Origin of the sequence: Flavobacterium sp. Root186, from assembly GCF_001428525.1 — a bacterium.
Lineage (GTDB): Bacteria > Bacteroidota > Bacteroidia > Flavobacteriales > Flavobacteriaceae > Flavobacterium.
Window position 1 is genome coordinate 785,226 of sequence record NZ_LMHW01000010.1, and the last position, 13,095, is coordinate 798,320.

At 33.8% G+C, this 13,095-nt stretch carries 13 protein-coding genes; 4 read left to right on the top strand and 9 right to left on the bottom strand.

What is annotated here, in order from left to right:
* Positions 1-63 precede the first annotated feature (63 nt).
* Positions 64-3,231 carry an efflux RND transporter permease subunit gene (locus ASD98_RS07300; protein WP_056202114.1) on the top strand — a complete coding sequence of 1,056 codons (3,168 nt, stop codon included), beginning with the start codon at positions 64-66 and terminating at the stop codon, positions 3,229-3,231.
* Positions 3,224-4,663 (top strand): TolC family protein, encoded by a 1,440-nt coding sequence (locus ASD98_RS07305; RefSeq protein ID WP_056202117.1) that lies wholly within the window; start codon positions 3,224-3,226, stop codon positions 4,661-4,663. Before ASD98_RS07300 ends, ASD98_RS07305 begins: the two co-directional genes overlap by 8 nt.
* Before the next feature lie 72 nt (positions 4,664-4,735).
* On the opposite strand, the gene ASD98_RS07310 is transcribed toward ASD98_RS07305, so the two are convergent.
* Positions 4,736-5,857 carry a nuclear transport factor 2 family protein gene (locus tag ASD98_RS07310; RefSeq protein WP_056202120.1) on the bottom strand — a complete coding sequence of 374 codons (1,122 nt, stop codon included), beginning with the start codon at positions 5,855-5,857 and terminating at the stop codon, positions 4,736-4,738.
* A gap of 157 nt (positions 5,858-6,014) precedes the next feature.
* A complete protein-coding gene (locus tag ASD98_RS07315) occupies positions 6,015-6,764 on the bottom strand; it encodes a DeoR/GlpR family DNA-binding transcription regulator (RefSeq protein WP_056203260.1) in 750 nt (249 codons plus the stop codon).
* 88 nt (positions 6,765-6,852) lie between these two features.
* On the opposite strand from ASD98_RS07315, the gene ASD98_RS07320 reads away from it, so the two are divergent.
* The gene (locus ASD98_RS07320) at positions 6,853-7,386 is read left to right on the top strand and encodes a 5'-3'-deoxyribonucleotidase (protein ID WP_056202123.1); all 534 of its coding nucleotides are present in this window, start codon (positions 6,853-6,855) and stop codon (positions 7,384-7,386) included.
* A 245-nt stretch (positions 7,387-7,631) separates the two neighbouring features.
* A complete protein-coding gene (locus tag ASD98_RS07325; RefSeq protein WP_128414792.1) occupies positions 7,632-7,913 on the top strand; it encodes a hypothetical protein in 282 nt (93 codons plus the stop codon).
* Between the two features lie 158 nt (positions 7,914-8,071).
* Here the strand turns inward: ASD98_RS07325 and ASD98_RS07330 are convergent, their stop codons facing one another.
* The 7 genes from ASD98_RS07330 to ASD98_RS07360 all read right to left on the bottom strand — a co-directional run bounded on the left by ASD98_RS07330 (position 8,072) and on the right by ASD98_RS07360 (position 13,095).
* Positions 8,072-9,424 carry a GH1 family beta-glucosidase gene (locus ASD98_RS07330; protein WP_056202129.1) on the bottom strand — a complete coding sequence of 451 codons (1,353 nt, stop codon included), beginning with the start codon at positions 9,422-9,424 and terminating at the stop codon, positions 8,072-8,074.
* 211 nt (positions 9,425-9,635) lie between these two features.
* Entirely contained in the window at positions 9,636-9,845 is a 210-nt protein-coding gene (locus ASD98_RS07335; RefSeq protein WP_056202132.1) for a hypothetical protein, read from the bottom strand.
* 10 nt (positions 9,846-9,855) lie between these two features.
* Positions 9,856-10,263: a hypothetical protein gene (locus ASD98_RS07340; RefSeq protein WP_056202135.1), complete on the bottom strand. Its 408-nt coding sequence runs from the start codon at positions 10,261-10,263 to the stop codon at positions 9,856-9,858.
* 136 nt (positions 10,264-10,399) lie between these two features.
* Positions 10,400-10,609 carry a TM2 domain-containing protein gene (locus ASD98_RS07345; protein WP_056202137.1) on the bottom strand — a complete coding sequence of 70 codons (210 nt, stop codon included), beginning with the start codon at positions 10,607-10,609 and terminating at the stop codon, positions 10,400-10,402.
* Positions 10,610-10,613: 4 nt separating this feature from the next.
* Complete coding sequence (locus ASD98_RS07350) at positions 10,614-11,216, bottom strand: PH domain-containing protein (RefSeq protein WP_056202141.1); 603 nt, start codon at positions 11,214-11,216, stop codon at positions 10,614-10,616.
* Between the two features lie 12 nt (positions 11,217-11,228).
* The gene (locus tag ASD98_RS07355; protein WP_056202144.1) at positions 11,229-12,284 is read right to left on the bottom strand and encodes a type I restriction endonuclease; all 1,056 of its coding nucleotides are present in this window, start codon (positions 12,282-12,284) and stop codon (positions 11,229-11,231) included.
* A 142-nt stretch (positions 12,285-12,426) separates the two neighbouring features.
* Complete coding sequence (locus tag ASD98_RS07360; protein ID WP_056202147.1) at positions 12,427-13,095, bottom strand: response regulator transcription factor; 669 nt, start codon at positions 13,093-13,095, stop codon at positions 12,427-12,429.

Genomic DNA, 13,095 nt, shown 5'->3' on the forward strand with positions numbered 1-13,095 from the left:
AACCTGAAACCTGAAACCCTTTTTTAAACTTCAAATAAGTTTAATCATTAAAAAAATATAAAAATGTTTAATAAATTTATTCAAAGACCCGTATTGTCGATAGTAATATCGTTGATTATTGTCTTTTTAGGGGTATTGTCGGTATTGAATTTACCAATTACCCAATTCCCTTCGATTTCTCCTCCAATGGTAAACGTTACTGCGGATTACCCTGGGTCGAATGGAGAGCTTATGATTAAATCTGTTGTAATTCCGTTAGAAAGAGCCTTAAACGGTGTTCCGGGAATGAAATATATGACTTCTGATGCCGGAAATGATGGTGAAGCGAGTATTCAGGTTGTATTTAACTTAGGAACAGATCCTAATCAGGCAGCGATTAACGTTCAAAACCGTGTGGCTTCGGTAACCAATAAACTACCTCCTTTAGTAATTAGAGAAGGTATTAAAATTACACGAGAAGTTCCGAGTATGTTGATGTACGTGAACCTTTATAGCACGGACAAAAATACCGATATGAAGTTCTTGTACAACTATGCCGATATCAACGTGTTATCTGAATTAAAAAGGGTAAATGGAGTTGGTTCCGGAGATATCTTGGGAACACGTGAATATGCAATGCGTATTTGGTTGAAACCAGATCGTATGTTAGCGTATAAAATTTCTGCTGATGAGGTGATGGAAGCATTATCAAGTCAGAGTTTGGAGGCTTCGCCAGGTAAAACGGGAGAAAGTTCCGGTAAACGTTCTCAGGCTTTTGAATATGTATTGAAATATTCAGGACGTTTTACAACAAAAGAGCAATATGGAAATATTGTGGTAAGATCGAATGCTAACGGAGAACTTTTGCGTTTGAAAGATATTGCTAATGTTGAATTTGGAAGCTCGATGTATGATATCTATTCTAATTTGAACGGAAGACCTTCTGCAGCGATTGTATTAAAACAATCTTTTGGAAGTAATGCAAATCAGGTTATTGAAGATGTAAAAGCGAAACTGGAAAAAATCAAGCAAAAATTCCCAAAAGGAATGGATTATGAAATCTCTTATGACGTTTCTAAATTCCTTGATGCTTCTATAGAAAAAGTAATTCACACTCTTGTTGAAGCCTTTATTTTAGTTGGTTTAGTAGTTTTCCTTTTCTTAGGAGACTGGCGTTCTACGGTAATTCCTGCAATTGCGGTACCCGTTTCATTGGTTGGAACTTTTGTGTTCATGACATTCTTTGATATTTCATTGAACTTGATTACGTTGTTTGCTTTGGTTTTGGCAATTGGAGTCGTCGTCGATGATGCGATTGTGGTTATCGAAGCCGTTCACGCCAAGATGGAAGAAGAACATCTCTCACCATTTAAAGCAACTAAAAAAGCCATGCACGAGATTGCTGGGGCAATTGTTGCGATTACCTTCTTGATGGCCGCGGTATTTATTCCGGTTGCGTTTATGTCTGGTCCTGTTGGAGTTTTCTACAGACAGTTCTCTATTACAATGGCAACAGCAATTATACTTTCTGGTATTGTAGCTTTGACGTTAACACCGGCACTTTGTGCTATGATGTTGAAAAACAATCACGGTAAACCTAAAAAGAAAACACCTGTAAATATATTTATTGATGGTTTTAACAACAAGTTTAACCTTGCACAAGGTAAATACCAAAATGTATTAGGTAAAATTGTAAACAGAAGAGCTGTTACTATTATAGCACTTCTTGGATTTTGCGCCGGAACATGGTTGATAAGCAGTACAGTTCCTTCTGGATTTATCCCGAATGAGGATCAGGGAATGTTTTATGCTATTATTCAAACACCGCCGGGTTCTTCATTAGAAAGAACAAATGATATTGCATTGAAACTGCAAAAAATGTCTGAAGATGTAGAAGGCGTAAAATCAGTTTCGGCATTAGCAGGTTATGAAATTTTGACCGAAGGTACTGGATCTAATTCAGGAACTTGTTTGATCAACTTAAAAGACTGGAACGATCGTAAACAATCTGTTCAGGAAATTATGACGGAACTGGAAGAAAAATCGAAAGATATTCCAGGTGCAAATATCGAGTTTTTCCAACCGCCGGCTGTACCGGGATATGGAGCAGCGGGAGGATTTGAGCTTCGTTTACTAGATAAAACAGGTACTACAGATTTCAAAAAACTAGAGGAAGTTAATAAAGAGTTTGTTGAAGAATTGAACAAACGTCCGGAATTATCTAACGTATTCAGTTTCTTTAGTGCGAGTTTCCCTCAATATATGATGAAAGTTGATAATGATTTGGCACAGCAAAAAGGAGTTTCGATTGAAAACGCCATGAACACTTTGTCAACTCTTGTGGGAAGTAACTACGAAATCAGTTTCATTAAATACGGTATTAACTATAAAGTAATCGTTCAGGCTGCTCCGGAATATCGTGCACAGCCAGATGATATCCTGAAACTGTATGTGAAAAATAATCGTGATGAAATGGTTCCTTTTTCTGCCTTCATGAAATTAGAAAAGGTATACGGACTTTCGGAAATTACGAGACACAATATGTACACTTCTACGGAAATTAGTGGTGGTCCGGCTCCGGGATACAGTTCTGGTACGGCTATTAAAGTAATTCAGGAAGTTGCAGCTAAAAAATTACCTAGAGGTTATGATATTGACTGGGCGGGTATTTCTGCCGATGAGGTTGCACAAGGTAATCAGGCAATTTGGGTATTTTTAATCTGTTTAGGATTCGTTTACCTGGTATTAGCTGCCCAGTATGAGAGTTTTATTCTTCCACTATCAGTAATTCTTTCTTTGCCTGCGGGTATTTTTGGAGCTTTCCTTTTATTGAAAGTTGTAGGATTAGAAAACAATATTTATGCGCAGGTTGCCATGGTAATGCTTATTGGTTTATTGGGTAAAAATGCCGTATTGATTGTAGAGTTTGCTATTCAAAGGCACGCAGCAGGAAGAACAGTTTTAGAGTCTGCGATGGAAGGAGCAAAAGCAAGGTTCCGTCCTATTTTGATGACTTCATTTGCGTTTATTGCGGGATTATTACCGCTTGCATTTGCAACTGGTCCGGGTAAAATAGGTAACAGAACTATTGGTACTGCAGCCGCTGGAGGTATGCTTATAGGAACCATTTGCGGAGTATTTGTAATTCCGGGCTTGTATTACATATTTGCCAAAATAGCCGAGAAACACAAACTGGTAAAACATGAAGAAGAAAATCCATTAACAGAAGAAATTGATAACAATCATGTATAAAGTTAAATTATATCAATACAGTATTGCATTGGGTTTATGTCTTGCCGTGGCAGGATGTAAAGCCCCTGCAGCTGAAACAGCAAGTACAAGCGCTCCGGTTCCGGAAGCATTTGGAAGCGTAAAATCGCAGGACACAACAAATACATCGACTTTAAAATGGAAAGATTTCTTTAAAGATCAAAACCTTGTAGAGTTGATTGATATTGCCTTAAAAAACAATCAGGAACTGAATATGACTTTGCAGGAAATTGAAATTGCAAAGAATGATATCAGAGTTCGTAAAGGGGCACTATTGCCTACAGTTGGAGTTCGTGCCGGTGCAGGAATCGAAAAAGTAGGGCGCTATACAAGTCAGGGTGCAGGTGATGCAACGACAGAAATTAAACCGGGAATCGAAACTCCGGATCCGTTACCGGATTATACGATTGCAGCTTATGCAAACTGGGAAGTAGATATCTGGAAAAAACTGCGTAATTCTAAAAAAGCAGCTGTAAACCGTTATTTAGCAACAGTTGAAGGTAAAAACTTTGTAATTACAAACCTTATTGCTGAAATCGCTGATAATTATTACGAATTATTAGCTTTAGACAGCCAATTAGAGATTGTAAAACAAACTATCGCTTTACAAACAAACGCTTTAGAAATTGTAAAAGTTCAAAAACAAGCTGCGAGAGCGACTGAACTTGGAGTTCAGAAATTTCAGGCTGAGGTTTTAACTTCAAAAAGTCTGGAGTTTGATATTTTGCAGAAAATAAAAGAGAACGAAAACAAAATCAACTTTTTGTTAGGACGTTATCCGCAGGATATTAAAAGAGATAAAACCAATTTTACAGATTTGCTTCCGGCAGCTGTAAACTCTGGAATTCCTTCTCAATTACTAACAAATCGCCCAGATGTTAAGCAGGCAGAATTAGAATTGGTTGCGGCAAAACTAGATGTAAAAGTAGCTCGTGCAGAATTTTACCCTTCATTGGATATTTCGGCAGCTTTTGGAGTTCAGGCTTTTAAACCATCTTATTTGTTTACATTTCCTGAATCGATTTTATATTCGTTAGCCGGAGATATTGCTGCACCATTAATTAACAGAAATGCCATTAAAGCAGAATTTTCTAGTGCCAATGCAAGACAGCTTCAGGCGTTGTACAATTACGATCGTACAATATTGAATGCTTATTTAGAAGTTTCAACACAGCTTTCTAAAATTGATAATCTTCAAAAAGGTTACGATTTAAAATCACAGCAAGTTGATGCCTTAAATAAATCAATTGATGTTTCAAACGATTTGTTTAAATCTGCAAGAGTAGATTATTTTGAGGTTTTAATGACTCAAAGAGATGCATTAGAAGCAAAATTAGAATTAATAGATACTAAAAAAGAACAATTAAATGCTGCAGTTCATGTTTACAGAGACCTGGGCGGCGGATGGAAATAATATTGCCTGTTAATTTGTAGAGAAAAAGCCTTTTAAGAGTAATCTTGAAAGGCTTTTTTTATTTGCTCGATGTTACTCACTTTTCGCATTATTTATTAATTCTATAATTTTTAAAGCTACACCGCTTGATGATTGAAAATTTTGTCCGGTAACGATTCTTCCGTCTGTTTCTACATGTGAAACATTCCGAGCAGAAAACTTAAAAATTCCTCCTCTTTCTTCAATTGTTTTTTGAATTAAGAATGGAAAGTACTTAAAATATTCTCCATCTTGTTTTTCGAATGAATCTGGGTAGCCGCTAATTTTTTTTCCTGCTACCAAATACTTACCATCATTTGTTTTTAAGTTTACAATTCCTGCAGTACCATGACAAACAGAAGAAATAATACCTTTATTTTCTTCATATACTTTTAAAGCAATAGTTTGAATTTCTTTATTTTCTGGCACATCATACATCGCAGATCCACCGCCAATGTAATGAACAGCTTTATAATTTTTTGAATCAATTTCGTTTGGTTTTTTAGTGTTTTTTATGGCATACATAAAATTGGGGTCAAATAAATATTGCTTTTGTAAAGTGTCGGATGTATTGATGTATGCTAATGGAATGCTTCCTCCTTCCGGACTTACAAAATCAACGGTGAATCCTGCTGTTTTAAAAGTATTGTAGGCGTTTACTATTTCAGAAAAACTATTGCCTGCGGCTATCGTTGATTTACCATAATAATGGGCATTGGAAACAATAAATAGAATATTCTGTCCCGATTTATTAGTAGTTAAACTGCTTGCCGATTTACTGATTATTTTCCATTCGCCTTGAAGCTTTTTGAGTAAAAACAGATCAATAAATTCCATTTTTTTGCCAGGGATTAGTATTTCTGCCTTAGCCGAGGCTATATTGTTGTATACATCAATTGAAACAACTCTGCCTATACGCCCATTAAACTGTCCCTGATTATCTTTTTTAAACCATTTGGTATACTCGCTGGCAGGGACAATCCATAAGTCTTTGTCTTTGCTGCTTAAAAACAGATTGGCTTCGGGATAAAATGCCTTTTCGATGCTTTCAGATTTATTATAAGAAGTACCCTCAATGTAACTTTCAATACATTTTTTAACCAATGCCTCTTCTGTCTGTGCCAATAAAGAAGCAGGCGAAAATAATAACGCGATAAAACAGATAACTTTTTTCATAAACTTTTTTGAAAATTAATTTTTCACAAAGCTATGATTAGTAAAATGTTAACCTGTCCGAATATAGGAATTCAGGACTCCTGATTTATAAATTAGGACTAAAAATTCAGGTTTGCGTAATTTACAGTTTAAAATAAGTTTAAAATAAGTTATAGAATTAAAGAATGGTTAAACCTATTTCTTTGTATGTTTTTAAAATTTCATCTTCAGGAGAAATGTTCGTAACCAAAACGTCAATATCTGTAATTGGGGAAATATAATAAGCCTCTGCTGTTCCTACTTTTTCAATAGAACTCAGAGCGATAACAAAATTAGAGTTTTGGATCATGTTCTTTTTAATTTGAGAATCATCATATAAAATACCGGTAATGCCGCGTTCATGATGAATACTGCAGATTCCTAAAATACAAATATCTGCTCTAAAATTTCGCAAAAAATCTATCGTATCAATTCCAGAAGTGGTAAAAGAGGTTTTACTCATTAATCCTCCTGCAAAAATTAACTCAATATTCGGTAAATCTTCAACTAATAAAGCAACCGGAAAACTGTTTGTAATAACGGTTAATTTTAAATCGTAAGGAAAACTTGCTACCAGAGCTACTGAAGTTGTTCCGCCATCAATAAAAACAACCTGTCCGTCTTTTAAATATGAAATCGCTTTTTCGGCAATGATCTTTTTATTTTCAACATCGTGTTTTTCTCTATTTCTGTAATGCAGCGGAATTGGAGAAGGAGCAACTGCGCCTCCACGAACGGCTTTTAAAAGTCCCTGATCTGAAAGTTCTTTCAAATCACGTCGAATTGTATCTTCTGAAACACTTAGGTACTCGCTTAACTCTATAGATGTTACCCGATGTTCTTTAGCTAAATATTCTAATATAACCTGTTGACGCTCTTCCTTTTTCATTTTTCTTGCGGTTTTATATTGCAAAAATAAGTTAAAAATTGCAATATATTGCAATTTTTGCATAATTTTACCGCAAAATAATTTTACAATGAAAAAGAAAACAATTGCAATTGATATGGATGGTGTGCTTGCTGATATAGATGCACAATTAATTAGCCATTACAATAAAGTTTACGGAACAACGCTGTCAAAAGAAAGTATCAAAGGTTTAACTTCAGAAGATGCTTTTAATGGAAGAGATTTGCTGTATGAGGTTTTAAATACAGAAAATTTCTTTAGAACATTACCGGTAATGCCTGATGCAGTTGAAAGTTTACTTGAATTACAAGAAAACTTTGAAATCTTTATTGTTTCGGCTGCAACAGAATTTCCGATCTCGCTAGCTGAAAAAATGGCATGGCTTGCAGAACATTTTCCTTTTATTAAATGGGATAATATTATTTTATGTGGCAGCAAAAAAATTATCAATACCGATTATATGATTGATGATCATTGTAAAAATTTAGATTATTGTATGGGAAAACCTATTATGTTCACCGCATTTCATAATGCAAATCAAAATCATCATTTAAGAGTAAACAATTGGAAGGAAGCCGTTGCGGTTTTAAACGAAACATTATAAGCTTATAAAGGTTATAATTTTATTGTTTTTTGAAGAGAAGAGCCTTTTAGAAGAAATTCTGAAAGGCTTTTTATATTTAAATGGAGTTAGTGCTAATGATGAAAAATAGCAGCTAGATCAATAAAAATATTTATATTTATAAAATAATAAAGATTATTTCCATGAAAAAAGTTCTACTGTTATTAATTATTTTTTGCCTTTTTGGATGCAAAAAATTTGTTGTTTCGTTTGAGCAGCCAACAAACATGAAGCTAGATAATTTAAAGTTGGAAGTACTTCTGGATGAAAAGAAAGTTCAGGAAATTAACTTAAAAGCGACAAATGCCATGCCTGCTTATGAAACGACAGAGTTGTCAGTATCTGAAAAAGGAAAACACCAGCTTCAGGTAAAAGTAAGAGACACGATATTTAATTATGATATAAAGTATCCCGAAGAAAAATATATTATGGTAACTGCTCATTTAAAAGAGAATGGGAAAATCCATATCGGAATTTTAAAACAAGCATATAAATATAGATTTCATTAATCAATTAGAATGATATTAATTAAAAAAGCCTTTCGGAAGTGAAATTCTGAAAGGCTTTTAGTTTATATTATTTAACCGCAAAGTTCGCTAAGATTTACGCAAAGTTCGCAAAGCTATTAACATAAAGCTTTGCGAACTTTGTGGTTAAATTATAAGGTTTAAGATAAAAAATCTTTAAACCATAATCCAGAATTTTTGATCGTTCTTTTCTGCGTTTCGAAATCTACGTGGATTAATCCGAAGCGGGCGTTATAACCTTCAGCCCATTCGAAGTTATCCGTCAAACTCCACACAAAATAGCCTTCAACATTTAAGCCTTCTTCTTTTGCTTTTAAGATTTGTTCTAAATGATCCTGAATATAATGCGTTCTTTTAATATCAAATACTTTTCCGTTTGTAACGGTATCCGGAAAAGCGGCTCCATTTTCAGTAATTATGATTTTTTTGATGCCCTTGTACTCGTTGAATTTTTTTAGAACGTGATACAATGCAGGTGGATAAACTTCCCAGCCCATTTCGGTAGAAATTACGTTTCTTTTTTCGGCACTTATCAATTCGGCACCAATATAAGGAATCAGCATTGCCGACTTTACTACTTCACGCGTATAACATTGTAATCCGATGAAATCAAAATCAAAATCGAGATTGTTTAAATCATCTTCTAAAATATAATTATTAAGCTTTTTAAGCACAGGAAGATCTTTCTGCGGATAACCCAATCCTAAAATAGGCTCTATAAAAGTTCGGTTTAATAAAGTATCGACACGTTTGGCGGCTTCAATATCTTTTTGGCTATCTGTTGCCGGCTCAATATGCGTACACGAAAATGTAGTTCCGATATTAGCATTCGGAATTTTGTTTCGCAATATTTTGGCACCCGCAGCCGTTGCCAGCGTTACATGGTGCATTGCTTTTAGGTAATTGGTAATTCCCTTTTTTCCGGGTGCATGAATGCCTAGAAAATAGCCTGCTCCGGTAAATACCGAAGGTTCATTAATTACCATCCAGTTTTTAACACGATCACCAAAATACTGTGCACAAACGTCAACATATTCTGAAAACCAAGAAACCGATTCACGGCTTGTCCAGCCTCCTTTTAATTCGAGTTCATGTGGTAAATCCCAGTGGTAAAGTGTAATCCAGGGTTGAATTCCGGCGGCAAGTAATGAATCGATAATTTTATTGTAATAATCGATTCCGGCTTGATTAACGGGATGAGTTCCCGTTGGCATAATTCGGGGCCAGCTGATAGAGAATCTAAAATTCGGAATATTTAATTCCCGAATTAAATCAATATCGTCCTGATAAGAATTATAAAAGTCGCAGGCGGTTAGGGCATGATGACCGTTTTTGATTTTCCCTTTTTGAGAAGTAAAAACGTCCCAGATAGAAGAACCTTTTCCGTCAGAATCATGTGCTCCCTCAATTTGGAAAGCGGCGGTAGAAACACCCCACAAGAAATCGTCACCAAATTGGTTTTTGTTCAAAAATGAGTTTTCAATTTTATTCATTCAATGGTACTTTCCTTTATTTTTAAACTGCTTTATTAATGAAGGAAAGAAGACTGCATGGCTCTTAAAAAAAGCCATTCTTTGAATGATACCAGGAAATTTAGGTTAAAGAATTTCATAACGATTAGTTTTAATCAAATTAATAAAACTAATGTGAATTTATTGTAAAGCTATTATTATCAAATGATTAAATAAAAAATGGGAAGATAAATCAATCTTCCCATCCACAAAGTGTTAAACCATAACCCTGAGCTTGTTTAAGTGATGTTTTTACAACTTCCTGCCTGCATGACGATAAGCCTCGGCAATGTTCCTTATAATGGTATTTTTTCGATCCGCTTGAACCGCAGATATAAACGCTTGTATCTGGAGGAGAAAAAGAAGTCAAAAAAACAAAAAATAAGAGTAAAGTATATTTCATCAGTTCGTTTTTATTTTACAATTAAATTGTATTCGTTTCCTTTTTTATCAGTAGCTTTTAATTTTCCGTATGCAATCCATTCGGTATTAATTTCTATTTCGGCAACAGTATCGGTTAAAATTCCGGCGCCGTATTTCCCCTGAACATTAATATTTCCATAAACCGAATCGCCTACTGCATTTATTCCTTTTACATCATAATTGTATTCATAATCTCCCGAATTGCCGGTTCTGTATTCGTATTGATGCGTTTTATTTACATGATACGTTTTTGCTTCTTCAGGCGTAATTGTTTTACGATCGTCTGCTGTAATTACGGGTTTATAAAATGTGTTTATTTGCGGTGGAGGCGGAGCAGAGGCCTTTTCGCAGGAATAAAACGTAAATAATAAAAGTAAGATGAAGTAGTTTTTTGACATAGGCTTTTGTGGTATTTGGTTAGACTTAAAATCCTATTTTTTATTGTTTTATTGTTTTATAAGACTGCGATAAATCTAATTAGAATTATGGTCTTTAAAACGAGTACTTATACGTGATTTTTCTACTTCTTTTTATTTAAAATCCATTATTATATTTTACATTAAAAGCGTGATCAGACATAAACAAGAGTCCGAAGAACTGAAAAAATGCTAATATTGAAGGAATGAAAGTCCAACAAAATAATAAGTAGAGAATTCCTTGGCCTGATTGTCCTAAATAGAATTTATGGATTCCAATTCCTCCGAAAAAAAGTGTCAAGATTGCTGCGGTTAATTTACTTTTCATAAGTTTACATTTTAGATAAAATTTCTGTTTTTTTAGTATCAAATTCTGTTTGCGAAATAATTTCGCTTTCTAATAATTTTTTTAATTTTTGAAGTGTTTCCAACGGATCTTCTTTCTGCTCTTGATTTTGCGGAATTGGCAAACCTGCATTTACCGTAATTCCACCGCCAGCAATTGCTCGTTTTGTTTCTAAATCATGTTCACGTCTAAACACGACCATTTCTTCTTCTTTTTGCTGTGCAAACTGATATAATTTTCTTGCTTGGGCTTTAGGTAAATAATCAAGCATATTAATATGCCCTTTTATCGTTTTCATTGAAAAAGTTGCGCCCATAATTCCTTCTTTCATATGACAATCAAGAATGTCTTTCCATGCGTAATCCTGAAAATCCATAGACAAACCTAAATTCTTAGGTCTGCAGAAAATAATTCTTTTATTAGTTAAAGCGATGCAGTCTGGAGATAAATTTATAGCTGGTTTTTTCTGTACCGCAATATATTCTACCTGCTCTCCCGAGGTTAATAATCCATTAACTTTAACTAAAAGCTTTTCAACGGCCTTTGGGTCTTGTTCTTCATTTAAGAACTTTTTTAAATCGTTTATCATAATTAGTTTGTTTTATTCGGTTTCGTAAAGTGTAACTGTTTCTAGTAATTCTTTTTCATATTGATAAATATCGTCAATAGATGAAATTGCAATTTTTGATTCATTTTTATTATCATTAAAAAGGCTGATATATTTTTTGTTAGTATTTAAATGAAGTCTGGCAAGAGGTTTTCTATTGTTATCATCGAGGAGAATTCCGAAATAAGATTGTGTGTCGCGATGTACAATTCGGTTTGCTGGCAATTTGCGGCGCAGAATTGCAACTATTATTCGATAACCGTCAAGTTCTTCTTCGGTAGTATTAATTTTATTATCGTCTTCAACTGTTGAAATTTCTTCATCTTGTTGTTTAAGCGTTTCTTTAGTTAAGGCTGCATTTAATCGGTCATTAATTTTGTCATTAATAAATTGACTGACTGATTTCTGAACCAAATCTTTAAATTCATCCACTACTTTTTCAGTTAATCTTCCGGTGTATATTTTACCTGCAAATAATTTTGTAAAATCGTTTGAAGGACTTTCTAATTCTGTATTTATTAACTTCTTGATTTCTTTAATGTATTTTAATGAACTTGCATTGCTTACAATATTATCTACATCGAAATTAGCTTTATGAAATTTTGCAATTTCGTTTATCGTATTTTCTTTTAGATTGCAAATGTCAAATTCTAAAAATGGTTTTTCATCCATTTTGTTCTGATCATCTAAATCAGTAAAAAACTGATAACTAATTCCGTTTGTTAAAAGCGCAAATCGGGTTTTTGTAACATGGAAATAGCGAAACAACTGTGAATTATGAACGGTAAGTTTTTCTTTCCAGCTTTTACATTCGACAATTATAATTGGTTCTCCATTTTGAAAAATAGCATAATCTACTTTTTCTCCTTTTTTTAAGCCGAGGTCTGCCGTAAATTCGGGAACTACTTCTAGTGGATTAAAAGCATCATAGCCCAAAACATGTATAAAAGGCAGTACAAAAGCATGTTTTGTAGATTCTTCTGTTTCGATTTTACCTTTCAGCTGATTTATTTTATCTGCTAATGATTTTAGTTGAATATTCATTTCCATTGGTTTGTAGTTTAAATTAATAATTCAAAAGTAAAACCAATAAAAACCAGTATATTACGGAAATCCATAATCCATAAAATTATCTTAAAGAAATTAAAAAAAGCCCCCGAAGGAGCTTAAAAGAAGGTATAATTTTAAGGAATTAAATAATCCCCATATCTTTTGTAATAGAAACTAAATGAATGGTATTATTCGCTTTAAAAAAGTCTTTGAGTTTAGATAATCTTTTTTCTACAGCACTTTTACTGTTGGGTTTGATATCGGAGCTTTTAAAAATCTCTATTATTTCATCTTGCGAAGTCCCGTCAGATAAATATTTCAGGATTTTAATATCGACATCGTCAATTTCGTAATTGTTTTTTTCCTGTAATGCAGAAGCAACCTCGGGAGAAATAAATATCTGGTCTGAAGTCGAAATTAGATTGATTGCTTTTTTTAATTCTTCGATACTATTTAAACCTTTCAGGACAAAAGCATCAATTTCGGCATTGTCAAAAAGAGATTTTATGCGGTAACTTTTATCTTCTACAGAATAAGCGATAATTTTAATATTGGGCTGCAGTTCACGAACTTTTTGAACCAGTTCGTCTCCATTAGCAATATCCGATCTGCGATGATCGGTTTTAAACGAAAGATCACTGATTAACAAATCATAAGGTTCGTTTTGATTGATTGCAGCGCGTATTTTTAAAAACGCTTCGTCACAAAATTTTGAATGTTGAAAATCGACAATATTTAAATCTTTTAAAACTTGCTGAATTCCTAAATTCATTGCGTCAAGATCTTCGGCTATTATTACTTTTTTAAACAT